The organism is Micromonospora sp. MP36, from assembly GCF_008119785.1.
GTDB lineage: Bacteria > Actinomycetota > Actinomycetes > Mycobacteriales > Micromonosporaceae > Micromonospora.
In genome coordinates this window covers 1-25,593 of record NZ_VSFA01000101.1, presented here as the reverse complement: position 1 = coordinate 25,593, position 25,593 = coordinate 1, and the positions used below count along the sequence as shown (strand labels likewise).

The following is a 25,593-nucleotide window of genomic DNA, read 5'->3' as shown; positions in this document are numbered from 1 at the left end:
GCAGCCCGCAGGCTTGGTCAACGGGTGCCCCGCTGTTGTTGCTGCGGACCATGCTCGGCATGGAACCGCGCGGAGATCACCTGCTGACCAGGCCGGCGGTGCCCAGTAAGGTCGGCCGGATCGAACTGCGCCAAATACCCGGGCGCTGGCGGCGGGCCGACGTCTTCGGCCGCGGTCGGTTCGGCTAACTGCTTCGTCCCGGGAAGGGACCCCCTTCCACGCCAGCTACGCCGTGCGGGGGATGTAAGCGATCGCCTCGACCTCGATACGCAGATCCGGACTGGACAGCGGAGCCAGCACCGTCGACCGGGCCGGCAGCGGATCGGCGAAGTACTCGCGGTAGATCGCGTTGAACGGTTCGAACAGGGTGGCGTTGAGCAGGAATGCGGTTACCTTGCATACATCGCTGAGATCGCCACCAGCAGCGCGGCAAACTGCGCGGACGTTGTCGAGAACCGCCCGCACTTCTGCATCGAAATCGCCGATGACCGTGCTGCCGTCGGGCCGCACGGCCACCTGGCCCGAGATGAAAACATAGTCGCCGGCGCGCGTGCCATGCGGCAGCGGCAGTGGCAGGGATGCCACCTGGTCGCTATGGATGTTCTCGATCATGCCGCCTACCTTAGCTTGATCTTTGGGATTGACTGATTGATTGTTTTTCCTGAAAGCCGACTTCCGGGCCTCCGCGCAGCAGCGGCAGAAGCGCGTCGCCCTGGCGCCTGATCTCCGGGAGGTAGGGCGTGTCGGAGAGCACGAAGTGGGTGATGCCCAGCCCCTGGTACCTGCGCAGCGACCTCGCTACGTCCTCGGCGGAGCCGACCAGCCAGGTGGTGCCCGCTCCGCCGCCGCCGAACCTGCCGGGAGTGGTGTAGAGGTTGTCGTCGAGCACCTCTCCGCGTGCGGCGAGGTCGAGCAGACGCCGCTGGCCGACGGCGGCCTGCCAGGTCTGGTCCCGCCCGGTGACGCTCTCGCCCTTCGCCATTTCTGCCACCTTGGCTTCGGCGTCGGCCCAGGCCTGTTCGGTGGTGTCCCGCACCAGTGTGGTGACGCGCAGCCCGAACTCCAGCGGGGCGTGCTCGCGTCCCAGCTTTTCGCCGAGCTGCTTGAGTCGCTCGATCCGCTCGGCCACGCCGTCGAGTGGCTCGCCCCAGAAAAGCTGGACGTCGGCCTCGGTGGCGGCCACCTCCTCGGCGGCGGGGGAGGCGCCGCCGAAGTAGAGCCGGGGGTGCCTGCGTTCGCCGCGGACGACCGGTCGGAGCGCCACTGTGGAGCCCGTGACGGTGAAGTGCTCGCCCTGGTAGGTGACGTTCTCCTCGGTCCACAGCCTGCGCACGATCTGGAGGAATTCCCTGGTGCGGGCGTAGCGGTGGGCCTGGTCGCCTTCGCCGTCGCCGTCGCCGTACGCCGCCAGGTTGTCCTTGCCCGACACGATGTTGATCAGGACTCGTCCCCCGCTGAGATGGTCGAGCGTCGCGGCGGCGGAGGCGAAGTTGGCGGGCCGCCAGTAGCCGGGACGGATCGCGATCAGGGGCTGGAACGTTTTCGTCTGGGCGGCCAGTGCGGTGGCGACCGTGAAGGTGTCGGGCCGTCCCCAGCCGGTCCCGATGAGCGCGCCGCCCCACCCGTGCTCCTCGAGGGCCCGGGCGTGGCTGGTGAGGGTCTGCAAGCTGTTGTGGTTCTCGACGACGTCGTCGCCCCGGTGACCGGGCTGGACCTGATTCGGGATGTACCAGAGGAACTCGAGGCTCATCAGTGGCGGCCTTCCTGCTCGGTTGGTGAAGTGGCGGGAACGGGCGTTGCCCGCGGGGCGAAACGGTGACCCTGCCGCCCCGCGGCGGCGTGCTGGTCGGCCCACCGCGCGGCAATCTCACGCGCGTCCGCCAGCCGCGACTCCGGCACGGCCAGCGGCGGCGCCGGGACCCGTGCGCCCAGTTCGACAAGCACGTCGCGCAGGGCCGACGCTGCCGCGTCGGCGTGCGCCGGCGAGGCGGCCACGGCTACCGGCACCGCGATCACCTCGGCCAGCTCCCGGTGCCCGAACTGGTCCAGGAAGACCTTCAACAGCCCGGTGTAGCTGCCCTTGTACGCCGGCGTCGCGACGACCAGCAGCCGCGCCGACCGCACCGCCGCGAACGGATCAGGGCCGGCCTTCGCCCCGTACGCCGGCTCCGGCCCGAACGACACTCCGACGACCTCGGCCAGCTCCAGCACCTGGACCGTGTCGGGCGACCCGCCCAGCCGGTCCAGCAGCGCCCCCGTGACGGCTTCGGCGACGCCTCGGGTACGCGACCCGGCGCGCGGGTTACCCACCAGCACGACGACATCCAGGTTCGGTCCGCCGCTCACGAGGCCACCCCAGTCGGCTGTGCCGATGGCCCGCCGCGACGGCGGTACGCCGGATCGGCCAGCGACGGCGGCTGGTAGCCGGCGTCGGCGGGATTCAACGTGGTGCCGGGTGGGACGATGGCGTCGATGCGGTCCAGCACGTCCCGGGACAGCGTCACCTTGGCGGCACCGAGCTGCGACTCAAGGTGCCCCAGGGTGCGTGGTCCGATGATCGCCGAGGTGACCGCCGGGTGCTCCAGGACGAACGCGATCGCCAGGTGGATCAGCGACAGCCCGGCCTCGTCGGCGAGGCCGGCCAGCTCGTCGACAGCGGCCAGCTTGGCGGCGTTGGCCGGCAGGGTCGGGTCGAACCGGACCGGGAACCGGCCCGCCCGACGGGAGATCGGCGCCTCGAGCCCCGCGTGGTAGCGACCGGACAGCCAACCGCCGGCCAGTGGGCTCCACGGGATCACCGCCAGCCCGTACCGCTGGGCCACGGGCAGCATCTCGCGTTCGACGCCACGGGCCAGGATCGAGTACGGCGGCTGCTCGCTGACCACCCTCTCCCGGCCGCGCCGCTGCGCGATCCACTGGCCCTCCACGATCGCCGACGGCTCGAACGTGGAGGTGCCGATGTAGCGGATCTTGCCCTGGCGCACGAGGTCGGTGAGCACGCTCAGGGTCTCGTCGAAGTCGGTGTCCGGCTCCGGCCGGTGCGCCTGGTACAGGTCGATCCAGTCGGTGCGCAGCCGGCGCAGGCTGTTCTCCACCGCGCGGATGATCCAGCGCCGGGAGTTGCCCCGGTGCTGCGGGTTGTCGCCGACCTGGCCGTGGAATTTGGTGGCGAGGAAGACGTCGTCCCGCCGCCCGTCGGCGAGGGCCTTACCGACGATCTCCTCCGACTCGCCGTCAGAGTAGACATCAGCGGTGTCGATGGAGTTGATGCCTTCGTCGAGCGCCCGGTGGATGATCCGGATGCTGTCCTCGTGGTCCGGGTTGCCCCGTTGCCCGAAGTTCATCGCGCCCAGCGTCAGCGAGCTGACCCGCACGCCGGTGCGCCCGAAGGGCCGGTAGTCGACCATGGGCTCTCCTTTCCAGAGGTCAGCGGGCGGTGGCCGTGAGCTGCTGCGTGAACTGGTTGGCCGGGCGGGGCAGCCCGTAGTGGTCGCGCAGGGTCGCCCCGGCGTACTCGGTGCGGAACAGCCCGCGGCGCTGCAGGATCGGCACGACGTGGTCGACGAAGGCCTCCAGCCCGGATGGCAGCACCGGCGGCATGATGTTGAAGCCGTCGGCCGCGCCGCTGCAGTACCACTCCTCGATGGCGTCGGCGACCTGCTCCGGCGTGCCGGCGAAGGTGCGGTGCCCGCGTCCGCCACCGAGCCGGCCGATGAGCTGACGTACGGTCAGCCGTTCCCGCCGGGCCAGGGTGACGATCAACGTGTACCGGCTCTTGGCGCCCTCGATCTCGTCTTCGGCGGGCAGGTCGGCGGGCAGCTCCCTGTCCAGGTCGAGGTCCTCCGGCGGGACCCGCAGCGTGGTGGCGAGCTGCTGCCGGGCGTACTCGGGCTTGATCAACCGATCCAGCTCGTCTTCCAGCGCGCGGGCCTCCGCCTCGGTGGCGCCGATCGCCGGCACGATCCCCGGCAGGATCTTGATGGTGTCCGGATCGCGGCCGGCCTGCGCGGCACGTCCCTTGAGGTCCCGGTAGAACGCCTGCGCCTCGGCGAGGGTCTGCTGGGCGGTGAAGACGGCCTCGGCGTACCGGGCGGCCAACTCCTTGCCGTCCTCGGACGACCCGGCCTGCACCAGCAGCGGGTAGCCCTGCGGCGAGCGGGGAACGTTCAGCGGGCCGGCCACCCGGAAGTACCGCCCGACATGCTCCGGCGGGTAGAGCAGGTCGTCGTCGCCCCACCGCCCGGCCTCCTTGTCACCGAGCGGCGCGGCGTCGTCCCAGCTGTCCCAGAGCTTCAGCGACACCTCGACGAACTCGGCAGCCCGCTCGTACCGGTCCCGGTGGGCGGGCAGCTCGTCCAGGTTGAAGTTGCGGGCCGCCTTCTCGCCGGCCGTGGTGACGATGTTCCAGCCGGCCCGGCCGCCGCTGATGTGGTCCAACGACGCGAACCGGCGGGCCAGGTTGAACGGCTCGTTGTACGTCGTCGAGGCGGTCGCGATCAGGCCGATGTGGCTGGTCGCGCCGGCCAGGGCGGTGAGCAGCACGGTCGGTTCGAGCGTGCCGCCCGGCCGCCGACCGATGCTGTTCCACAGCACCGGGCTGTCGGCGAGGAAGAGCGAGTCGAGCTTGCCGCGCTCGGCGATGCGAGCCAGACGCGTGAAGTGCTCGACGTCGGTCTGCGCGAACGGGTCGCTCTCCGGCAGCCGCCAGGCCGCCTCGTGGTGGCCGACACCCATGAGGAACGCGTTGAGGTGCAGCATGGTCATCCTTCCGTCGGGTCGACGCCGAGCGCCCGCAGTAGGGACTCCCGGTAGGCGAGGAACTGCGGTTGCCGGTGCGAACGCGGCGTCGGCAGGTCGATGGCGAGGTCGACCGCGATGCGGCCCGCGTCGAGCAGCAGCACCCGGTCGGCCAGCGTGACGGCCTCGTCCACGTCGTGCGTGACGAGCAGCACCGCGGGCCGGTGCCGGGCGCACAGCTCGCGCAGCAGGTCGTGCATGCGCAGCCGGGTCAACGCGTCCAGCGCGCCGAAGGGCTCGTCGGCCAACAGCAGCTCTGGCTCGGAGACCAGGGCCCGGGCCAATGCCACCCGCTGCTGCTCACCACCGGACAGCTCGCTGGGCCAGGCCCTTTCGCGCCCGGCCAGGCCGACCTCGGCGAGGGCCGCGCGGCCACGCTCGGATGCGGCCGACCCGCGCAGGCCGAGGACGACGTTGTCCAGGACGCGCTGCCACGGCAGCAGCCGGGCGTCCTGGAACACGACCGAGGAGTTCACTGGTACGTCGACCAGGCCCGAGCCCGTCACGTCACCGTCCAAGCCGGCGAGCGCGCGCAGCAGGGTGCTCTTGCCCGAGCCGCTGCGGCCCAGCAGCGCGACGAATTCCCCCGCGCCGACTTCCAGGTCGAGGCCGTCCAGGACGGTTCGGTCACCGAAGCCACGCACCAGTCCCTGGACCCGTACGGGACAGGTGGCGGTCAGTCCGCCAGCGTGCGTCGCCACGACAGCGCCCTCCGCTGCGCGAGTCGGACGGCGCCGTCGGACAGCAGCCCGAGCAGCCCGTACAGCACGAGCCCGACGATGATCACGTCGGTCTGGCCGTACTGGCGGGCCAGATCCATCATGTAGCCGACGCCGCTGGTCGAGTTGATCTGCTCGACCACCACGAGGGCCAGCCACGCGCCCACGACCGCGAACCGCATGCCGAGCAGGAAGCCGGGTAGCGCGCCGGGCAGCACGATCCGGCGGAGGAAGACGGCCCGCCGCAGCCGAAGCGACTCGCCCAGTTCGACGTATCGGCTGTCGATGCTCCGCAATCCGTTGTGGGTATGGATGTAGACGGGCACGAGCACGCCCAGCGTGATGGTGGTGACCTTCATCTGCTCACCGATGCCGAGCCAGAGGATGAGCAGAGGCACCAGCGCGAGGGCCGGGATGGCCCGCTTGATCTGGATCGGGCCGTCGAGGACCGCCTCACCCCACCGGCTCAGCCCCGCGACCAGGGCCAGCACCGTGCCGATGACGGTGCCGATGGCGAGGCCCAGGGCGGCCCGGCGCGCCGAGACGGCCAGGTTGTCCTGCAGACGGCCGTCCGCGATGAGGTCACCCGCCGTCGTCACCACGGTCCAGGGCGCCGAAAGGGTACGAGAGTCGAGCCAGCCGGTTGCCGAGCCGAGCGCCCACGCCGCCAGCAGTAGCAGCGGGCCGACCGCCGCCCCGAACGGGATGGGGCGGCCCGGCTTCAGCCGGCGCCTCGGCTTGCCGGCGGGCGCGGTCGCCGTCCGGGGCCGGGTGAGGACGGAGGCGGTCACCGCGCGCCTCCCGCGGCGAGCGCGTCCGCGGCGACGGATTCGTACCGCCGGTCGTACAGGTCCTCGGCCCGGAGTGGCTTGTTGCCGGTCTCCTTCGCCAGCAGGTCGATGGTCTCCTGGTGCCGCGCGATGGCCTCGGTCCAGCTCGCCGGGATGTCGGCCACGCCGGCGTTCGCGACCAGCCACCTGCCGTCGTCGGCGCTGAGGCCCTGGTCCTTGACGTAGTACCGCTCGATCCACTCGTCCGGGTTGGCCTCCCGCCACCGCCAGGCCCGCGCCCACGCCTGCACGTACTCGCGGATCGCGGCCGCCTTCGCCGGGTCGGCCAGCACGGTGACCGGCGCGTACAGGTGGCCGGGATCGTCCCGCAGGCCGTGCGCGATGGTGGTGGCGCCGTCCCGGCCGTACTTGGCCTCGTAGCGCCTGATCTGCACACCCCCGATCGGGGCGACCTCGACCTGGCCGCTGGCGAGCGCGGTCGCGTAGACGTCGCCGGTGCTCGGCAGCTCGACCAGCTTGACGTCCTGCTTGGCCAGTCCGGCCTGGTGCAGGACGCGCAGCACCAGCGCGCCCTGTGCCTGCCCCGGGCTGTACGCGATCTTCTTGCCGCGGATGTCGGCGAGCGTGGCGACCGCGACGCCGGGCGCGATGCCGAGCCGGTAGATGGCGTGGTTCAGCGGGTCCTGACGGAACTTCGATGCGACGATCTTCGTGGGAATGCGGGTCCAGTGGGAGTGGATCGGCGGGATGTCCGCGACCGCCCCGATGTCCAGGGCGTCGGCCCGGAACGCCTCCAGGGTCTGCGGGCCGCCGCTGATGTTGGCGAACTCCACCTGGGAGGTGAACTTCTCCACCTCGCCGGAGAACTCGAGTGCCTTCTGGTGCTCCTTGTCGCCCACGACGAGCTTGGTGCCCTTCGGTACGGACTCCGGCAGCGGCGCACCGGCGGCCAGCACCGCGTCCGGCGTCTCGTCGCCGGCGCAGGCGGTCAGGCCCAGCGCGACCGCGCCGAGGGTGGCGGACAGGAACGCTCGACGATCGAAATGGGATGACGACTTCACTTACGACTCCTTCGTGGATGGCTGCAGGGCGGCGTACCGCCCCATGTGGTAGAGCAGCGGGCCGCCCTCCCCATGGCGACCGGTCAGCGGCTCGGCCAGCACGATCGCGTGGTCGCCGGCGAGCACCCGCTCGGTCACCCGGCACAGCAGCCAGGCGACCGACTCGTCCAGCAGCGGCACCCCGTACGGGCCGTGGCGCCAGCCGGAGTGCGTGGTGAACCGGTCGATACCGCTGGTCGCGAACGTCCGCGCGACCTCCCGCTGGTCCTCACCGAGCAGGTGCACCCCGACGTGCTCCGCGCCGGCGACGGTCGGCCAACTCGACGACGACCGGGCCAGGCAGAAGGACACCAGCGGCGGGCGCAGGGACACCGACGTGAATGACGTCGCGGTGAACCCCACCGGCGGGTCGCCGGCGGCGGTGACCACGGCGACCGACGCGGCCTGCCGGCGCAGCAGGGCACGGAACGTGTCCGGGTCGACCGGCGCGAGCGGTTCGTCGATGACAGACATGACGTTCCTCCTGATCGAGAACGACGGGTATGCGCCTGCCGCTGCAGGTGGGTGCGGGGTGGCGGCGAGCGGCCGTTGATCGGGTCGCGGACACGCTGCGGCTCGTCGTCGAGCCGGCGGCGTCGCGACCGGGAGAAGTCAGGGATGCGCGTTCAGCGGCAACAGCCGCGCGCGGTGGTCCAGCCACGGCAACAGCCCCGGGACACGGCGACCGCGGTGCCGTCGAGGGGGTTCACCTGGCTGATCATGGCTCCCAAGGTAACCCCCAATCCCTACGTGGTAAATAGGATTTCAGGCATTGGGACGCGACGCGTGAGCGGGCCCGGTGCCGGTCGAGCCTGCTACCGGTCCGTCAGGCTTGCCAGGGGCCGTCGGGTCCCTGATGCGGTAGCCGGATCTGCGGGGGCGTTTCTGGTGGCTCCCGGGTCATCGCGGTGGGCGGCCCGTCAGCGACGGCCGGGTCGGGCAGGAGTATCGGCCGGTGTCGGTCGTCGCCGCCCGGGGCCCGCGGGTTCCGGTGGATCACCGAGCAGTTGCGTGCCGGGCGGTGACGCCGGCGCCTACGCCGCTGCGCGGTCGGCCGGTCGGAATCCCTGGATGACCAGGTTGACGAGGTGACGGCCGCCGTCGGCGGGGCGGTCTCTCGTGACGGCCCAGGCGATCGCGTTGCCGAGCGTGAAGACGTCCTCGGCGGTGACGTCGTCGCGGACGAGCCCGGCGTGTTGGGCCCGCCGCAGCAGGTCGGCGGTGAGCTGCTGCATCGTTGCGCAGGTCGTGCCGAGCGCGCTGCCGGCCTGCCTGGCAGCGTCGAGCACGGCGTCGGGGAGCCCGCCGTAGGTGCTGATCTGCTCCACGAGCAGGACCAGCCAGGCGCGCATCGCGTCGAAGGGGTCGCTCGAGGCCACGAGCTGCGTACCGCGCTCGCGCATCGCGGCCATGTTGTCGACGAGGGCGGCGGCGACCAGGTCCTCGCGCGTGGGGAAGTGGCGGTAGAGCGTGCCCGCGCCGACGCCGGCGCAGCGTGCGATTTCGTCAAGCGACGCGGACACGCCGGCCCGCCCGAAGAGTTCGCGTGCCGTCGTCACGATCGCGTCGCGGTTGCGGCGTGCGTCCGCGCGCAGGGCTCGGCCACGGGGCGGCGATGTCATCGCGATGACCTCCTTGACTTAAGCGGAGACGGTCTCCACTATCGGTGAAGCGGAGACAGGCTCCGGTTAAGGATAACGAAACGAGAGCGGAGGACACCAGATGTCCCGTGCGATGAACGGCAGATCCGGGTGGGCGGTGGCGTCGATCGTGGCCTGCCAACTCATGCTCATGGTGGACGGCGTCATCGTCACCGTGGCGCTACCGCACATCCGCACGGACCTTGGCATGGGCCCGGTCGAACTCGCGTGGGTGATGTCGGCGTACTCGGTCGCGTTCGCCGGCTTCCTGCTGGTCAGCGGCCGGGTCGGGACGCTTGTCGGGCCGCGCAGGACGCTGCTGATCGGGGTGGCCGTGTTCATCCTCGCGTCCGCGATCGGCGGCATCGCCCCGGACGGGGCGGTCCTGATCACGGCCCGCGCGCTCCAAGGTGCCGGCGCCGCCCTCGCCGCTCCTGGAGTGCTCGTGTTGCTGTTCGCCAACACGCCCGACGGCCCGGCCCGCCTCCGCGCGATGGGGCTCGTCATGATCGCTGCCTCCCTCGGCAGCGCGGTCGGCCTGATCGCTGGAGGGCTGCTGACCGTCACGGTCGGCTGGCGGTGGGTCATGCTCGTCAACGTTCCGATCGGCGCGCTGGTCATCCTCGGCGTGCGGGCCTTCGTCACCGAGGCCACGCGCTCGCCGGTCGGGCTCGACCTGGCCGGTGCCGGCGCATCGTCGATCGCGATGGTCGGACTGGTGATCGGGCTCTCCACCGGCGGCGACGGCGGATGGACGTCCCCGGCGGCACTCGCCGCCTTCGCCGCCGCGCTGGTCGCCCTCGCCGCGCTCGTCGTCGTCGAGCGCCGCGTCACTCATCCCATCGTCCCGGGCCGCCTACTGTCGAGCGTGGGACGGGCCGTCCCCTACGCCGGCATGCTGCTCATGCCCGCCGCCATGCTCGGCTTCTTCTACACCGCGACACTGCTCTACCAGGACGTACTCGGCTACGACGCGCTGCACACCGGGTTGGCGTTCCTGCCGTTCACCGCCTCGGTGATGATCGCGGGACGGCTCGCACCCGTCCTCGCCGTACGGCTCGGCGAGCGCGCCACCACCGGACTCGCGGCGGCCCTCGCCGCCGCCGGGGTGGCCCTGTTCGGTCTCCTCGCGCCGCACACGCCGTACTGGGTCGGCGCGGTCGCGATGTTCATTCTCGGCTTCGGGCCGCCCATGTTCTTCACCCTGGCGAACACCCGGATCCTCTCCAGCGCCGGGCCTGCGGACCGCGGGTCGGCCGCGAGCCTGTTGCAATCGCTCCAGCAACTCGGCGGCGCAGTCGGCGTCGCGACCCTCACGGCCGTCTACGCCGGCACCCTAGCCGACGGCCCCCGAACGGCGCTGAGCGCGGCGATCTTCACGGCGGCCGCGATCGCCCTGGTGCTGCTCGCCATCCTGGCCGCAACGCGGGCCTTCCCCCGGCGCAGCGTGCCCCAGCCCCGCGCGGCGCCGCAGCCGGCCGCGAGCGCTGGCGGGACGCGGTAACCGCCGGGCGGCACACCCGGCCGCGGCCAGCTGGCTGGGCGCCACGCTGGGATAACGATCTGCTGGGGTTAGTCGACCTGTGGAGCGACGTCGCGCAAGGGTCCCTCGCCGCCGTGACGTCGGCGGTACGCGGCCTGACCGGCCAGCCACCGCGTACCTTCGACGAGTTCCTCCTCGCGTCGTCCTGGGCCGTAGGGGCGATCCCCTAGCGGTCGGAAAGCAGCCGGTCCGCCAGGAGGTGGAGAGAGGCGTGGGGCGGCGGCGACGCGAGTCGTACGGCCGGCGCGACCGCAGGTGGATGCCGCAGGGGGTGGCGGGTGCCTACCGTCGCAGGGTGTGGGAGGACGTCTTGATGGCGTGGCCGAGCCTCGCCGGCGTGTCCGGACGCGTTGGCGGCGTGCGTTGCTGCGGATCGTCGTTGGTCTGGTAGTGGTCTTCGCGGTGGTCAGCGGCTCTGGTTGGGCCTACGAGACGCTGTCGAGGCGGGGTGACGGTCAGCGGCATCCGGCGCCGGGCCGGCTGATCGATATCGGGGGGCGCCGGCTGCATCTGAACTGCACCGGATCGGCCGACAGGGCACCGACCGTGGTGTTCGAGGCAGGCCTCGGCGAGTCGTCGACGACGTGGGCGACGGTGCAACAGATGCTGACCGACGCCTCGGCGACGGTCCGGATCCGGGCGTGCAGCTATGACCGCGGCGGCTATGCGTGGAGCGATCCGGGGCCCGGCCGGCGCGACGCCGGGCGGCTGGCCGAAGAGTTACACACTCTCCTGGACAAAGCGGGCGAACACGGGCCCTACGTCTTGGTCGGTCATTCGCTGGGTGGGTTCGTGGTGCGTCTGGTCGCTGACCGTTGGCCTGGCGAGACCGCGGGTCTGGTGCTGGTGGACGTCACCGACGAGCGCGTGACCGGGACGTTGAAGGCGAGCGCCCCGGTCATCCGCGCGCAAATGACAGCCTTCCGGTTCGCCGCGCGGATCGGTGTGGTGCGCCTGGCCCCGGGGATGGCCGGGAGCACGGGCGCGCCGCAGGCGGTACGTGAGCATGCGGCGGTCGTGTATCGGAGCACCAGCATGGCAGCCGCCGCCAGCGAAGCCGAAGCATCTGTGGACAGCGCCCGCTTGGTGCAGTCAACGGTACGTCCTGGAGCCTGGCAGGACCGGCCGGTGGTCGTGATCTCCGCAGCCGGGCAGCCGCGCCAGGTGCTCGAACATCACGCCCAACTGGCCGCACTGTCCAGCCGGGGACAACACGTGATCGCCGACACGACCGACCACTACGTCCATTATGGCCAGCCGCAGTTGGTGGTGGACGCGGTGCGACGAGTCGCCTCCGGGCCCGCTCGGTAGGCGGCCGTCGGCCTCGCAGATGGGCTGGCGGCACAAGGCGGCAGCGGCCGGCGGTCACGGGGCAGGCACGGGGGTCAGGGCGGCCACGCGTAGCGCATCGTGCAGCGTCGCGGCGGCGTCGTCGTCAACGGTGGGTAGAGCCCGCGCGGCGAGCCAGGCGGCCCCGACCTCGCCTGGCGCCGCGACCAGCACCGGCGCCGACCATCGGCGGCTGAGCCGCCGGCGGACGGCTTCCTGGAAGATCTGGCCGGCGGTGAGGACGCTGCCGGCGAGCACGATCGGCGTGCTGTCGGCGCGCTCGCGGACCGCGGTGACGGAGGCCACCAGCCGATCGGCGGCCGATCGGACGATCGCCTTGGCGTCCGGGTCGCCGGCGTCGGCGGCGCGGGCCACCAGCGGTGCGAGCTGGGCGAGTCGGGTCGGCGGTCGGTCGTACACGGTGCGCACCAGCGCGTCGGCGCACTCACGGGGCGCCGTCCCGGGCTCCGTTCCGAGTAGTTGCCGAGTCACCAGCACGGCGAGCGGGCCGGGTGGACCGCCGGCGTAGAGCGCGCTGGCGACGGCCTGCGCCGCCGCCCGGCCCAGCCAGAACCCCGAGCCCTCGTCGCCGAGCAGCCAGCCCAAGCCGTCGACGCTGCGCACCACCGTGCGTTCGTGGATGTGGGCGGCAATGGCCCCGGTGCCCGCGATCAGCACGGTGCCGGACGGCTGTCGGGTGCCGGCCGCGAAGGCGACCATCACGTCGCCGACGACCTGGACCGGGCAGCGCAACCCCAGGTCCGCCCACGCGCGCTGAAAAGCGGCGGCCGTGGCCGGCTCGTCAAACGCACCGGCACCGGCGATGCCGAGCACGGCGGACCGGACCGCGCCCGGGTCGGCGCCGGCCAGGGCCGCGCGTACCGCCTCCGCCACGGTGGCGGCGGCGTTCGTCGGCGGCGTTGAGACGGGATTGGCGCCGCCTGCGCGTCCGTACCCGACTGGTACGCCGGTGGCGGTGGTGATCAAGGCGCGCGAGGACGAGCCGCCCACGTCGAGCCCGAGGACGAGAGGTTGGCTGCCGGAGATGGGGCACCTCCAGATGTGGGTGGTCGGTAGCGCGGACATCGTGCGGGCCGCTGCGTGATCGAGGCAAGGTGCATGAAAAAAATGTTCTCGATCCTTGACACGTAAGTGCTCCTGATCGTAATTTTCACTGCCAGTCGACGGTAGTGAAAGGAATTCCCTGATGGTGGCTGCTACGGAGCCCACGGGCGGTGTACTCGGGCGGATCCGCACCGAGCTGCCCACGCTGCCCGACGCGCTGCAGCGGGTCGCGGAACAACTGCTCGCCGATCCGGCCGAGGCCGCGCTGGCCACCATCGTGGATCTGGCCGAGCGCAGCGGCACCTCGACCGCGACGATCACTCGGTTTTGCCGGGTCTTCGGCTTCTCCGGGTATGCGGCGCTGCGAGTGGCGATCGCGACCGAGACCGGCCGGGCGGCGCAGGCCCGCTGGGAGCTGGACATCGGCCGGGAGATCGTTCCGCAGGACCCGCTGGACCGGGTGCTGGAGATCGTGGCCAGCGCGGACACCCGGGCCATCCAGGAAACCGTCGGCCGGCTCGACCGCGAGTCCCTCGAGCGGGTCGTCACCGCGCTCGCCGGTGCCAAGCGGGTGGAGCTGTTCGGAATCGGCAGCAGCGGCACCGTCGCGGCCGAGATGGCCTTCCGGCTCCAGCGCATCGGGGTGGTCTGCTGGGCACGCGCGGAGGTGCACACCGCGTTGACGAACGCCGCGCTGTTGCGTCCCGGCGATGTCGCGATCGGGCTGTCCCACGGGGGGCGTACCCACGAGATCATCGAGATGCTCGCCGAGGCCGGCAGCCACGGCGCGACGACGGTGGCGGTGACGAGTTTCCCGCGCTCGCCGTTGGCCGAGGTGGCCGACGTGGTCCTCACCACGGCCGCGCACGAGACGACGTTCCGGGCCGAGGCGCTCGCCGCCGTCCACTCGCAACTGCTGGTGCTCGACCTGATCTACGTGGTGCTGGCCCAACGCACCTTCGAGCGCAGCAGCGCGGCCTTCGAAGTGACCGCCGAGGCGGTCGCCGGCCATCGACTTCCCGACGAGGCTGACGACTCGCGTCGCGCGGCCGGTCGGCGGGGCAGACGCAGGGTAGCCAACGGCCGTACGCGGCCCGCACCGAAGCCGGAGGAAGCATGACCCTCACCAGCCAGGCCTATTTCACCGCAGTCAGCGATCGACTCGAAAGGGTGGCCAACAGCCAGTCGGCCGAGATCGAGAAAGCGGCCGATCTGATCAGCGCGGCGATCCAGGGCGGCGGGGTGGTGCACGCGTTCGGCGCCGGCCACTCGGAGGCGTTGGCCATGGAGATCGCCGGGCGGGCCGGCGGACTCGTCCCCACCAACCGGTTGGCGTTGCGCGACATCGTCCTGTTCGGCGGCGAGCCGACCAGCGTGCTCGCAGACGCGATGCTGGAGCGCGATCCGACCGTGGCCGAACGGATCCTGGCCCTCGCGCCGATCGCTGCCGGAGACGTCTTCGTGATCGCCTCCAACTCCGGCGTCAACGGGGTCGTGGTCGAGCTCGCCCACCTGGTCAAGCAGCGGGGGCACGCCCTCATCGCGATCACCTCCCTGGAGCACACCACGCGGGTTTCCCCACGCCATCCCTCCGGCCACCGTCTGGCGGACCTCGCCGACGTGGTGCTGGACAACGGCGCGCCGTACGGCGACGCCGTCCTGCCGCTACCCGAAGGCGGGGCGATCGGCGCCGTCTCCTCGATCACCGCGGCGACGCTCGCGCAGATGGTCGTCGTCGAGGTCGTCCAACGCCTGCTGGCCGCCGGCGAGCGGCCGCCGATCTACCTCTCCGCCAACATCCCCGGCGGGGACGAACACAACCACGAACTAGAGGCTCGTTACGCCGACCGGATTCGCCGTAACGCCTGACTACGAAGCGAGGTTGCCGTGACCACATCCCATCTGCTGCCCCACGTGGTGCAGTCCCGCCGCACCCTGATGCGCCGGGCGATCGCCGCGGCGCTGCTCGCCGCACCCGTGACCGGATCGCTCGCGGCCTGCGCCATCGGTGCAGGCGATGACAAGACGACGACCGTCGATCGGGGCTCGACCAGCGAAGCCAATCCGCTGGGAGCTCCGACCGACAAGCCGCTGGAAATCGTCATCTTCAAGGGTGGCTACAGCGACGAGTACGCGAAGTTCGACGAGGAACTGTTCCGGCAGCGGTTCCCCGGGGTGAAGATCAACCACCAGGGGATTCAGAAGGTCGGCGACGTGCTGCGTCCACGGTTCGTCGCGGGCGACCCGCCGGACGTCATCGACAACACCGGTGCCGGTCGGCTCGACATCGCCTCGCTGATCGCCGACGGCCAGTTGCGCGATCTCAAGGAGGTGCTGGACTCGCCGTCGATCGACGACAAGAGCAAGACCGTACGCGACACGTTGCTGCCGGGCGTGGTGGCGAAGGGCAGCGTCGACGGCACCTGCTACCAGCTCAACATCGCCTACACCGTGTACGGCCTGTGGTACTCCAAGCCCCTGTTCGAGAAGAACGGGTGGGCGTACCCGAAGACCTGGGAAGAGATGCTCGCGCTCTGTGCGGAGATCAAGAAGTCCGGCATCTCGCCCTGGACCTACCAGGGCAAGTATCCCGAGTACATGAACGACCCGCTGTTCTCGATGGCCATGAAGGCCGGCGGGCCGGAGCTCATGGCGAAGCTCGACAATCTCGAGCCGAACGCCTGGCGCGACCCGGCGATGGTCGCTGCCGTCGAGGCGATCTACCAACTCGTCGACCGCGGTTTCTTCCTGCCCGGATCCGAGGCGCTGTCGCACACCGAGGCGCAGAACGCCTGGTGCCAGGGGAAGGCCGCGTTCATCCCGTGCGGGTCGTGGTTGGAGAGTGAGCAGAAGGCGGTGACCCCGGCCGGCTTCGACATGGTGGTCGCCCCGATGCCCGCCCTGTCCGGCTCGGACAAGCTGCCGGGCACCGCGATCCAGGGCGCCGCGAGCGAGTCGTTCATCGTGCCGACGAAGGCCAAGAACCCGTACGGCGCCCTGGAGTTTCTGCGCACCCTGGTGTCCAAGCCGGCGGCGAAGAAGTTCGCGGAGCTGGCGGCCACCCTGCCCAGCACCGCCGGGGGCACCGAGGGCGTCGCGATGACCTCCGGTCTGGCCTCCGTCGCCGCCATGGTGGCGGCGGCGGGAACGAACGTCGTCTCACTCAACTTCGGCGAGTGGTACCCGACCATGGGCACCGCCGTCTCGAACGCGACGGGCGAGTTGCTCACCAAGCGCATCAAGCCGGGCGACTGGATCAACCGGATGCAGAAGGCGGCCGACGATGTGGCCAAGGACAGCACCATCGCGAAGCACAAGCGGTAGGCGGCCATGCGGCACGGCAAGTACCGGTTCCTGGCCTGGTCCGTCCTACCCGGCCTGGCACTCTACGCGGTCTTCGTGATCTCGCCGTACGCCCAGGCGTTCTACCTGGCGTTGACCGACTGGCGCGGGGTCTCCGCTCGACAGAAGTTCATCGGGCTGGACAACTTCGCGCGGCTCGCCGGTGATTCGCTGTTCTGGACGGCGCTGCGCCACAACGCGGTGATGCTGCTCGTCGTGCCACTGGCCACCATCGGCATCGCGCTCTTCCTGGCCTCCATGCTCAACCTCGCCGGCCGCGGTGGCCGGGCGGCGATCCAGGGGGTACGGGGCGCGAAGTTCTACAAGATCGTCTACTTCTTCCCGCAACTGCTGGCGGTCTCCATCGTCGCGGTGCTCTGGCAGTTCGTCTACACCCCCAACTCGGGCCTGCTCAACGGCGCCCTCAACGCGGTGGGGCTGGGCTCGCTCACCCGGCCCTGGCTGGCCGTACCGTCCCTCGCCCTGCCAGCCGTGATGACCGTGATGGTGTGGGGATCGGTCGGCTTCTACGTGGTGCTCTTCTCCGCCGCGATGCAGTCGATTCCCCGGGACGTCCTGGAGGCGGCGGCGATGGACGGCGCCAACCGGTTCGTCACGTTCCGACGGATCACGCTGCCGCTGCTGTGGGACACCGTCCAGGTCGCCTACGTCTACCTGGGCATCCTGGCGATGGACGGCTTCGCCCTCGTGCAGATCCTGACGGTGGGGCTCAACGGCGGTGGTCCCGACAACGCCACCGAAGTGCTCGGGCTCACCCTGTGGCGCAACGCCTTCGTCTACGGCCGCTTCGGCTACGCCTCGGCCATGGGGGTTGCGATGTTCTTCCTCACCCTCGCGCTGGCCGCGCTCACCCTGCGGTTCACCCGGCGCGAACGCATCGAGTACTGAGACGGAAGCAGCCATGACCCTGACCCAACAGCCCGTCGCCCGGGCCAGCGCACCGGGAATGGCCAGCCCGCCGCAGCTCCCGCGCCGGCGCCTACCAGGCCTCTTCAATGCCTTCTCGCACGCCTTCCTGGTGGTCTGGGCGGCGCTGGTCGTCCTCCCGCTGCTGTGGGCGGTGGTCAGCTCGTTCAAGACGGACGCGGAGATCTTCGACAGCCCGTGGCGGCTGCCGGCGACGCCGCGGTGGGAGAACTGGGCCCGCGCCTGGAACCAGGCGGATCTCGGGCAGTTCTTCCTCAACAGCGTGATCGTGGTCGGCTGCGCGCTGGTGCTCACCATGCTGCTGGGATCGATGCTGGCCTACGCCCTCGCCCGCTACGACTTCCCCGGAAGCCGGGTCGTCTACTACCTCTTCGTGGGTGGTATGGCCTTCCCGGTCTTCCTCGCCCTGGTGCCGCTCTTCTTCGTCGTGGACCAACTCGGCATGATCGGTACGTACCAGGGGCTGATCCTGGTCTACACGGCGTACGCGCTGCCGTTCACGGTGTTCTTCCTGACCGGCTTCTTCCGCTCCCTGCCCAACGAGATCGCGGAAGCCGCCTTCATCGACGGCGCCTCGCACGAGGTGGCCTTCTTCCGCGTGATGCTGCCGATGGCCAAACCCGGGTTGATCAGCGTCGCCATCTTCAACTTCCTGGGTCTGTGGAACCAGTACCTGCTGCCGGTCGTGCTCAACCCGAACCCCGACCGGCAGGTGCTGGCCCAGGGCCTGGCCGCGCTCGCGGTGAACCAGGGATACCGCAGTGATTGGAGCGCCATGTTCGCCGGTGTGGTCATCGCGATGCTGCCGGTGCTGGTGGTCTACGTGGTCTTCCAGCGCCACATCCAGGCCGGGCTGACCGCCGGAGCGATCCGATGAGCAGCCTTCCGTACGACGTGCTCGCCGACCGAGCCCGCGGTTGCCTGCTCGGGCTCGCCGTCGGCGACGCGCTCGGCCGTCCCGTGGAGACGCTGGAACCGGCGCAGATCCGCGCCGAGTTCGGTCGGCTGACCGAACTGCTGCCGGACGCCGACGGCCGGATCAGTGGCACCGACGACACCGAGTACGCCGTCTTCGTCGCGAACCTGCTCGACCGGCACGGCCGCGACCTGAGCCCGGCGCACGTGGCCGACGCGTGGCGTGCGGCGCTGGTGCCCCGCGAGACGCTCGGCGCCGCCGGCTTCAGCGAACTGGCCGCGGTGTTGAACCTGGCGCGCGGCTGGGACCCGCCGCACACCGGACGGCACCGGCACTCGTGGAGTGACGGGCTGGCCATGCGCGCGGCGCCGTACGGGGTCTACGCCGCCGGCCAGCCGGACGTGGCCGCCCGGCTGGCCATGGTCGACGGGACGGTGTCGATGGACGGTGAGGGTATCCACGGCGGCTGTGCCGTCGCGGCCGCCGTCGCGGTCGCGATGACCGGGGCCGCGCCAGCTCGCGTTGCCGAGGCGGCCCGCGCGGCGGTACCGGCCGACAGTTGGCTCGCGCGCACCCTGGCCCGGGCGACGGTGGTGGCGGCCGGCGGTGCCCGCGGGGACGCGCTCACCGAGGCACTGCACGACGCGGTGGTACCCCGCTTCTACCCGTTTTCCGATCTTGCCCCCGAAGCGGTCGCCCTCGCCGTCGGGGCCTATCTCGCCGCAGACGGCGACGTGGAGGAGTCCGTGGTGACCGCGGTGAACCTCGGCCGGGACGCCGACACCATCGGCGCGATCGCCGGAGCCCTGGCCGGCGCCGGGCGCGGCCGGGGCGCGGTCCCCAGCCGCTGGGCCGACCAGATCGGCCCACTGACCGGGGCCTGCGTCGACGACGTCGCCGGCCGGCACCCGATGGACGCCGCCGACCTCGTTGCCGCAGCCGCCCTTCGCGACGGGATGTGGACGGCATGACCGGGCAGGTGCGCGACCGGGTACGCGGTGCCCTCGTCGGCCTGGCCATCGGCGACGCCGCGGGTTGGCCCGCGGGCTGGCACCGTTCGCACCTGATGGTCGACTGGATCCGGCGGAGCAGGCCGACGCTCGACCGGTACGCCGACGAACGGAGCCTCACCACGCTCCCGGTTCCCTTCGCGCTCAACCAGCCGGTGGGACCGCTGATGCTCGGACCCGGCGACGATGCCGAATGGGCCGCCTTCACCGCCACCGCCCTGCTGGGCGGCGCAGGTCAGGACTCGACGGCCGATCCGGCAGCCGGCGACCGGGAGGCGCTGATGGCGGCCTGGCGGAAACTGGCGCTGCGGGCCGACGAGCCGTCCCTGTGGGGACGGATCTCGGTGCGCACCGCCCTGGAGAACCTGCGCCGCGGCATCGATCCACCGGCCAGCGGACACGACAACCCGCACCACTTCGACGACGCGGCGGCGGTCCGGGCAGTGGCCATCGGCGCGCGCTACCCCGGCGCCCCGGCTGCCGCCGCGACGCTCGCCGAGGCCGACGCGGTGGTGACCCAATCCGGCGACGGCGTCCACGCGGCCCGAGCGGTGGCTGCGGCGGTAGCGGTCGCCATCGCCGCGGACGGCGACCTGGAACGAACGCTGGAGGCCGCCCTAGCCGAATTGCCCGTGGACAGCGCCGTGGGCCGGGACGTACGGGCGGCACTCGCCCTGGCCGACCCGACCGACGGCGCGTTCGCCCTCGTGCCCGCCCTCGACCAGCAGGTACTCGACCACGTCTACACCTACGGAGTGGCTGCCGCGGACACCCTCGCGGTGGCGTTCGCGACTGTCGCCGCCGCGCGGGGCCGGCTGGCCGAGGCCGTACCCGCGGCGGCCTGCGTGGCCCGCACCGCCGACTCGGCTCCGGCGCTGGCCGGCGCGCTGTGCGGCGCGCTGGCCGGGTACGACGCGCTGCCCGCCGCCTGGGGGCAGGCGTGCCGGCGGCTCATCGGTTGCTGCCTGCCCGAGACGGCCGGCCTGGACCTGGTGAAGGTGGCTGACCGCCTCTACCAAGTCGGCGACGTCTAACCCACACCGACAAGTCCGTCCATAAGCGACTGCGCTCGAACTGCCCCGCTACTGGGGAATGGTCGCGCACTACTACGGCCCGTACCTCGCGATGCCGGCCGGCACCTCGTGCTGACCCGAGACCTCGGAGGCAAGTCATGCCATCGTCCACCACACCGCACCGCCGAACTGCCCGCGTACTGTCCGTCTCCGCCGCGATGTTCACCACGGTCGTCCTCTCGGCAACCTCGACCGCTGGGGCCACCCCCGGTGCGACCGGCGGATCGGCCCGTTCGACGGCCATCCTCTTCGACGACTTCTCCTACGCCGACGCCGACGACCCGGCCCTGACCGCGCACCACTGGCAGGTCCGTACCGGGGCCGGTGGGCCGGGCGTGCCCGGCGCGGCCTGGCTGCGCCAGAATGTGACCTTCGTCGACGACGCCAGCCGGCCAGGCAACCGGTACCTCCAGCTCGCCGCGGCGACCGACGGCAGCGCGGCCGGCACCAGCCAGGCCGAGATCTACCACGACCGCAAGTTCTACACCGGCACCTACGCCGCCCGAGTGCGGTTCACTGACGCGCCGGCGAGCGGGCCGGACGGCGACAGCGTGGTCCAAGCCTTCTTCACCATCACACCACTGCGATACGACCTGGACCCCGACTACGGCGAGCTCGACTTCGAGTACCTGCCGAACGGTGGCTGGGGTGCGACCGGGCCACGCCTGTACGCCACCGCCTGGGAGACATACCGCCTCGACCCGTGGCTGGCGGACAACGCCTCCCAGGTCATCGAAGGCAGCCAGGCCGGTTGGCACGACCTGGTCATCCAGGTAGCCAACCGGAAGCTCCGCTTCTTCCTCGACGGCACGCAGATCGCCCAGTTCGGCGCCCATTTCTACCCGGAGACGCCGATGGCCATCGACTTCAACCTGTGGTTCTCCCAGCTCATGTCCGCCGCACCCGGCATGGCCCGGACTTACCAACAGCAGGTGGACTGGCTCTATTACAGCGACGGCAAGGTCATCTCGCCCGAGGAAGCGGTCGCCCAGGTCGAGGCTTACCGAGCCGCCGGAATCTCCCACCTCGACACGGTGCCGCAGTGGACCCCCTGACCCAGCTCCTGTCCGATGTACCGCACTCGAGAAAGGCCAGTGCCCAATGAACCCCTCCGCCACACGCCCACCCGACCAAACTGTCCCCACGGAACACACTCGACGGTGCCGTCGCACCGGCCTGATCCGTCGCCGTGCCCGTCGTGCCCAGGCAGCGGTGGCGTCCCTCGTCGTCGCGCTCGCCGCGGTGGCCGTCGGTCCGTCCGCGCCGGCCGCCGCCGCGGACGAGGGCGCGGTCAGCATCGACTCGCACCACACGGACGACCAGCTGCCGGTTGGCATCGTTCGAGTGAGTGGCAGCTACCACGGTCTCTATGATCTGAACATCGTCGTCAACGGCGAACGGATGGACCGGGTCCGCCTGACCGACCCGGAGAACGACGATTCCGGCACCTGGAGCTACGACCTGGACACCAGGCCGTTCGACGGCGACCTGGAGATCGCCGTACTGGGTATCAGCGACGTCACCCGATACGGTGTCTGGTCAAGCTGGGTGCTGATGCACGTCGACAACCCGGCGGCCAACAAGCCGACCGTGACGGTGACCTCGCCGGCTGAGGGCAGCCGCGTGACCGAACCGACCACGGTCACCGTGAGCGCCGCCGGCCGCAACGACATCAGGCGCGTGGAGGTCCGCGTCAACGGCACCGCGTGGCGGCCGGCGGAGCTGGTCGGGGACGCATACCGCTACCGGCTGGACCCGCGCCCGTTCGGTGACACCATGGCCAGCATCGAGGCCCGGGCCACCGACAGCCGCGGGAACGTCGGCACCTCCCACGCGCAATACGTGTCGCTCAACGGCGGTGCCCCCACCCCCGTCGTTCCGCATGCCCAGGACCGCGCGATGTGGATGTGGGAGGAGTCGTCGTACAACCTGGTCAACAACCCGGGCGCGCGCTCGGTGCTGTCGGCGCTCACCACGGACACCACCACGTTCAACTCGCGTCCGATCAAAACCATCTACTTCGGCGTGGACCGCGGCTGGGACAACAACATGCTGGAGGACATGCGGCCGCAGGTGCGCGACCTGCTCCGTTGGGCGCACGACCGTGGGTACAAGGTGCACGCGCTGATTGCCGGCGGCACCCGGCCGCCGTTCCTCGGTGGGCTGTGGCGCTACCGGGACCATGCGGTGCGCGAGATGGAGAAGGTGCTCAACTTCAACCTGTCCTCCGCCCCGGCAGAGCGCTTCGACGGGGTCAACGTCGACATCGAGCCGTACATCATCGGCCCCAGCTACATCGACGACCGGCCATTCGTTCAGTTGCAGTGGCTGGACACGTTGCAGACCCTGATCGACCGGCGGGATGCCTCCGGTACCGGCATCCTGTTCGGCCCGGCGATGCCGGTCTGGCTGGACAGCGAGACGGTCACCTGGCACGGCGCCACCAAGACGATGGCACAGCACTTCCAGGACATCTCCGACTACGTGTCGCTGATGGACTACCGGGACACCGCCGAGGCGATCGTGCGGGACGCGGCCACCGAGGTGGCGTACGCCCAGCAGATCGGCAAGCCGGGCTCGGTGCTGGTCGGGGTGGAGACCATCGATCTGGTCGCGGTGGGCGGTGACCCGGAGTGGGTGACGTTCAGCGAGGAGGGCCGGGCGGGCCTGGAGACCGAAGTGGCCAAGGTCTACGACCAGTTCGCCGGCAGCCCCGGATTCGGCGGGATCGCCATGCACCACTACGACTCCCTCCTGGATCTGCCGTCCACCTGGGCCCCGGGCGGGCTGCTGCCCCCGATGCCGGCCGACACGCAGGCACCGACCGCGGTCAGCAGCGCACCGATCGCGACCACCGTGGATTTCAGCCGCGTTGACCTGCGGTACGGGCGCGCCCACGACAACGGCGAGGTGCACCACTACAACGTCTACCGCTCGGAGAGCCACGACGTTGCGGTGGTGCCCGGAAACCTGATCGGACGCACCCACGGCTTGGGCTACAGCGACACCGGCCTGCTGGCCAATAAGCGGTACTACTACCGAATCACCGCGGTGGACATGAAGGGCAACGAAGGACCGCCATCCGCGGTCACCTCGGCCCGTACCGAGCGGAGCAATCTGCGCCCGATGGTGGTCAGGGAAGCCGCGACCACACTGGCGGACGGGACCATCCGGATCACGGCGCAGGTCGTCGACGCGCGAACTGGTGCCGGCGTGCCGGCAAAGGTGGAGGGCCGCTTCACCAAGTCGTCCAGCCAGTATTTGTGGATGTCCGCCGACGCCAGCGGCCGGGTCAGCGGTGTGTCGGCTCCGCAGACGGCGGCCAGCGGCACGGCCGGTTTCGCGATCCACCGGATCGTGGCACCGGGCTACTACTGGGCCTCCTCCGAAGATCTGGCCCACGCGGGCGAGGTCGTCTGGTAGCCAGCGCAGGTAGGAAGCCACTCATCCCGCCAGCACTCTGCCGCCCGGACGCCCGGCGGCAGAGTGTTGCGTGGCGCCACCCGGGCCGCGGAGGTCGCCCCAACGGCGGCGCCGAACCGGCCACCATCGAGTCGATCATCCTCGACCCCACCCTCACGGTACGCGGGAGCAGCGGCACGCCACGAGGCCGCGGCCAGGCAACCCGCCATCCCGACGCCCACCCGTACCCGCACGCGCAGCAAGGAGTCCCATGCCTGACATTGTCGTGTTCGGCAGTCTCAATGCCGACCTGGTGTTGACCGTGCCGTCGCTCCCTGCCCCAGGCCAGACCGTGCTCGGCGGGCACGTGCAGACGCACAACGGCGGTAAGGGAGCTAACCAGGCTGTCGCCGCTGCCCGGCTGGCCGGCGCGGGCCGAGTGCGAATGGTCGGCCGGGTGGGCGACGACGAGCACGGCCGCCACCTGCGGGCCGAGCTCACCGCCGCCGGAGTCGACGTCGCTGGGGTGCTGGTGGACCCGACCGCACCCAGCGGGATCGCGCTGATCCTGGTGGATGCCGCCGGGGAGAACATGATCGCCGTATCGCCCGGCGCCAACGGCGCGGTCGACGACAACGACGTCGCCCGCGCCGCAGCCGATCTGCGCGCCGGCGACGTCGTCGTTTGCCAGCTGGAAGTACCGCTACCGGCGGTTCAGGCGTTGGCGACCGCGACCCGGGCAGCCGGGGCGCGACTGGTGTGCAACGCGGCCCCCGCCGCCACGCTCGACGCCGACGTGCTCGCCGCGCTCGACGTACTCGTGGTCAACGAGACCGAGGCGCAGGTGGTGCTCGGCACCGTCGTCCCCACGCCGACCGACGCCGCTGCGGCTGCCTGCCGAGTCGGCTGCGCCGTCGTGGTGACTCTCGGCGCGGAAGGCGCGGTTTACGCCGACCCGGACGGCCGGTCCGGCCACTGCCGCGCGCCGATCGTCGACGCCGTCGACACCGTGGGGACGGGGGATGCCTTCGTCGGCGCACTTGCGGTCGCTCTCGCCGCCGGCGCCTCCCTCCCTGACGCGGTCGCTGCAGGCGTGGCCGCCGGCTCGCACGCCGTCACCCAGGTCGGCGCGCGGACCGGTCCAGAGAGGCTGGACGGTCTGGCGACTGCCTAACGAGGAGATCCGCGGACACGCCCTGGCTAACCGCGCCACTGCTCGGCGAGCAGTCCGTAGATCAGAGTGTCAGCCCACTCGCCTTTCATCCAGTAGTCCTGGCGCAGGTGCGCTTCCTTGACCATGCCCACACGTTGGCACAGTCGCGCCGATGCCTCGTTGCGCGCATCGAGTCGAGCAATTACCCGGTGCATGCCGCAGTGCTCGAAAGCCACGCTGATGAGCGACCGAACTGCCTCCGTGGCAAACCCGCGGCCGGACATCGACGGGTGGAAAATCCAGCCCATCTCACCGCGAGACAGCGTCTCATCGGCCGGCCACAGCACAACATCGCCGACGACCTCGCCCTTATGCTCGACCACCAGCGCCAGTGCGGACTCGGTCCCGGTTACCCCCAACCGGTTGATGCGTTTGGCGACTTGCTCAGCCGCGTGCTCGCGCGACCACGGTTCCCAGGGAACGTAGCGAGCAACCAGCGGGGAGCCGTAGTAGGCGAGCAAGGCATCCACGTCATCCATTCGGTACTGACGTAGAAGCAGTCGGTCGGTACGAATCGGCAATGCCAGCTCAGCCATGTCCCCCCACTCACCTTCCCTGACCATGACGCGATCGCGGCCTTCCAAATGTCCGCTGCCTTGAGCATGCACTGTTCCCCGAAGACTTCACTCTGGCTGAGTGGCTTACCGGCTGGCTGGATGGACAGACGTGAGGACTTCCCCGAAGCCCCGACGCCCACCGGCTGCC

The 25,593-nt window shown here is 70.9% G+C and carries 25 protein-coding genes; 13 read left to right on the top strand and 12 right to left on the bottom strand.

What is annotated here, in order from left to right; translation table 11 throughout:
• Positions 1-188: hypothetical protein (locus FXF52_RS42640; protein ID WP_222870829.1), on the top strand; the 188-nt coding region annotated here is incomplete at its 5' end.
• 37 nt (positions 189-225) lie between these two features.
• Here FXF52_RS42640 and FXF52_RS34275 read toward each other — a convergent pair.
• The 10 genes from FXF52_RS34275 to FXF52_RS34230 all read right to left on the bottom strand — a co-directional run bounded on the left by FXF52_RS34275 (position 226) and on the right by FXF52_RS34230 (position 9,029).
• Entirely contained in the window at positions 226-612 is a 387-nt protein-coding gene (locus FXF52_RS34275) for a RidA family protein (RefSeq protein ID WP_148803485.1), read from the bottom strand.
• A 10-nt stretch (positions 613-622) separates the two neighbouring features.
• On the bottom strand, positions 623-1,750 hold the full coding sequence (locus tag FXF52_RS34270) for an LLM class flavin-dependent oxidoreductase (RefSeq protein WP_148803483.1): 1,128 nt from the start codon (positions 1,748-1,750) through the stop codon (positions 623-625).
• Positions 1,750-2,346: an NAD(P)H-dependent oxidoreductase gene (locus tag FXF52_RS34265; RefSeq protein WP_187413891.1), complete on the bottom strand. Its 597-nt coding sequence runs from the start codon at positions 2,344-2,346 to the stop codon at positions 1,750-1,752. The genes FXF52_RS34270 and FXF52_RS34265 overlap by 1 nt, the downstream gene beginning before the upstream one ends.
• Positions 2,343-3,407, bottom strand: coding sequence for an aldo/keto reductase (locus tag FXF52_RS34260; protein WP_148803479.1), 1,065 nt, complete (start codon positions 3,405-3,407; stop codon positions 2,343-2,345). Before FXF52_RS34260 ends, FXF52_RS34265 begins: the two co-directional genes overlap by 4 nt.
• 19 nt (positions 3,408-3,426) lie before the next feature.
• Positions 3,427-4,758: an LLM class flavin-dependent oxidoreductase gene (locus FXF52_RS34255; RefSeq protein WP_255472665.1), complete on the bottom strand. Its 1,332-nt coding sequence runs from the start codon at positions 4,756-4,758 to the stop codon at positions 3,427-3,429.
• A 2-nt stretch (positions 4,759-4,760) separates the two neighbouring features.
• Positions 4,761-5,498 carry an ABC transporter ATP-binding protein gene (locus FXF52_RS34250; RefSeq protein WP_148803475.1) on the bottom strand — a complete coding sequence of 246 codons (738 nt, stop codon included), beginning with the start codon at positions 5,496-5,498 and terminating at the stop codon, positions 4,761-4,763.
• Positions 5,474-6,307 (bottom strand): ABC transporter permease, encoded by an 834-nt coding sequence (locus tag FXF52_RS34245; RefSeq protein ID WP_148803473.1) that lies wholly within the window; start codon positions 6,305-6,307, stop codon positions 5,474-5,476. The genes FXF52_RS34250 and FXF52_RS34245 overlap by 25 nt, the downstream gene beginning before the upstream one ends.
• Complete coding sequence (locus tag FXF52_RS34240; protein ID WP_148803471.1) at positions 6,304-7,368, bottom strand: ABC transporter substrate-binding protein; 1,065 nt, start codon at positions 7,366-7,368, stop codon at positions 6,304-6,306. Before FXF52_RS34240 ends, FXF52_RS34245 begins: the two co-directional genes overlap by 4 nt.
• The gene (locus tag FXF52_RS34235) at positions 7,369-7,881 is read right to left on the bottom strand and encodes a flavin reductase family protein (RefSeq protein WP_148803469.1); all 513 of its coding nucleotides are present in this window, start codon (positions 7,879-7,881) and stop codon (positions 7,369-7,371) included.
• A 560-nt stretch (positions 7,882-8,441) separates the two neighbouring features.
• Positions 8,442-9,029: a TetR/AcrR family transcriptional regulator gene (locus FXF52_RS34230; RefSeq protein ID WP_148803467.1), complete on the bottom strand. Its 588-nt coding sequence runs from the start codon at positions 9,027-9,029 to the stop codon at positions 8,442-8,444.
• Positions 9,030-9,129: 100 nt separating this feature from the next.
• Here FXF52_RS34230 and FXF52_RS34225 point away from each other — a divergent pair, with 100 nt between their 5' ends.
• Together FXF52_RS34225 and FXF52_RS34220 are read left to right on the top strand one after the other, a co-directional pair.
• Complete coding sequence (locus tag FXF52_RS34225) at positions 9,130-10,551, top strand: MFS transporter (RefSeq protein WP_148803465.1); 1,422 nt, start codon at positions 9,130-9,132, stop codon at positions 10,549-10,551.
• Between the two features lie 402 nt (positions 10,552-10,953).
• Entirely contained in the window at positions 10,954-11,901 is a 948-nt protein-coding gene (locus FXF52_RS34220; RefSeq protein WP_187413890.1) for an alpha/beta fold hydrolase, read from the top strand.
• Positions 11,902-11,955: 54 nt separating this feature from the next.
• On the opposite strand, the gene FXF52_RS34215 is transcribed toward FXF52_RS34220, so the two are convergent.
• Complete coding sequence (locus FXF52_RS34215; RefSeq protein WP_148803461.1) at positions 11,956-13,005, bottom strand: N-acetylglucosamine kinase; 1,050 nt, start codon at positions 13,003-13,005, stop codon at positions 11,956-11,958.
• 121 nt (positions 13,006-13,126) lie between these two features.
• Here FXF52_RS34215 and FXF52_RS34210 point away from each other — a divergent pair, with 121 nt between their 5' ends.
• The 10 genes from FXF52_RS34210 to FXF52_RS34165 all read left to right on the top strand — a co-directional run bounded on the left by FXF52_RS34210 (position 13,127) and on the right by FXF52_RS34165 (position 24,849).
• Entirely contained in the window at positions 13,127-14,104 is a 978-nt protein-coding gene (locus FXF52_RS34210) for a MurR/RpiR family transcriptional regulator (RefSeq protein WP_148803459.1), read from the top strand.
• Positions 14,101-14,853: a sugar isomerase domain-containing protein gene (locus FXF52_RS34205; RefSeq protein ID WP_148803457.1), complete on the top strand. Its 753-nt coding sequence runs from the start codon at positions 14,101-14,103 to the stop codon at positions 14,851-14,853. Before FXF52_RS34210 ends, FXF52_RS34205 begins: the two co-directional genes overlap by 4 nt.
• Positions 14,854-14,871: 18 nt before the next feature.
• Positions 14,872-16,308: an N-acetylglucosamine/diacetylchitobiose ABC transporter substrate-binding protein gene (gene ngcE, locus FXF52_RS34200; protein ID WP_255472658.1), complete on the top strand. Its 1,437-nt coding sequence runs from the start codon at positions 14,872-14,874 to the stop codon at positions 16,306-16,308.
• A 6-nt stretch (positions 16,309-16,314) separates the two neighbouring features.
• A complete protein-coding gene (locus FXF52_RS34195; RefSeq protein ID WP_148803455.1) occupies positions 16,315-17,235 on the top strand; it encodes a carbohydrate ABC transporter permease in 921 nt (306 codons plus the stop codon).
• 13 nt (positions 17,236-17,248) lie between these two features.
• The gene (locus FXF52_RS34190) at positions 17,249-18,151 is read left to right on the top strand and encodes a carbohydrate ABC transporter permease (RefSeq protein WP_148803453.1); all 903 of its coding nucleotides are present in this window, start codon (positions 17,249-17,251) and stop codon (positions 18,149-18,151) included.
• Positions 18,148-19,161, top strand: coding sequence for an ADP-ribosylglycohydrolase family protein (locus FXF52_RS34185; protein WP_148803451.1), 1,014 nt, complete (start codon positions 18,148-18,150; stop codon positions 19,159-19,161). Before FXF52_RS34190 ends, FXF52_RS34185 begins: the two co-directional genes overlap by 4 nt.
• On the top strand, positions 19,158-20,234 hold the full coding sequence (locus tag FXF52_RS34180) for an ADP-ribosylglycohydrolase family protein (protein WP_148803449.1): 1,077 nt from the start codon (positions 19,158-19,160) through the stop codon (positions 20,232-20,234). The genes FXF52_RS34185 and FXF52_RS34180 overlap by 4 nt, the downstream gene beginning before the upstream one ends.
• Before the next feature lie 137 nt (positions 20,235-20,371).
• Positions 20,372-21,328, top strand: a complete 957-nt coding sequence (locus tag FXF52_RS34175) for a glycoside hydrolase family 16 protein (RefSeq protein ID WP_148803447.1) — start codon at positions 20,372-20,374, stop codon at positions 21,326-21,328.
• Positions 21,329-21,485: 157 nt separating this feature from the next.
• Positions 21,486-23,696, top strand: a complete 2,211-nt coding sequence (locus FXF52_RS34170) for an Ig-like domain-containing protein (RefSeq protein WP_148803445.1) — start codon at positions 21,486-21,488, stop codon at positions 23,694-23,696.
• A 250-nt stretch (positions 23,697-23,946) separates the two neighbouring features.
• Complete coding sequence (locus tag FXF52_RS34165) at positions 23,947-24,849, top strand: ribokinase (RefSeq protein WP_148803443.1); 903 nt, start codon at positions 23,947-23,949, stop codon at positions 24,847-24,849.
• Positions 24,850-24,875: 26 nt separating this feature from the next.
• Here FXF52_RS34165 and FXF52_RS34160 read toward each other — a convergent pair whose 3' ends face one another.
• Positions 24,876-25,424 (bottom strand): GNAT family N-acetyltransferase, encoded by a 549-nt coding sequence (locus FXF52_RS34160; RefSeq protein WP_148803441.1) that lies wholly within the window; start codon positions 25,422-25,424, stop codon positions 24,876-24,878.
• Between the last annotated feature and the right edge of the window lie 169 nt (positions 25,425-25,593).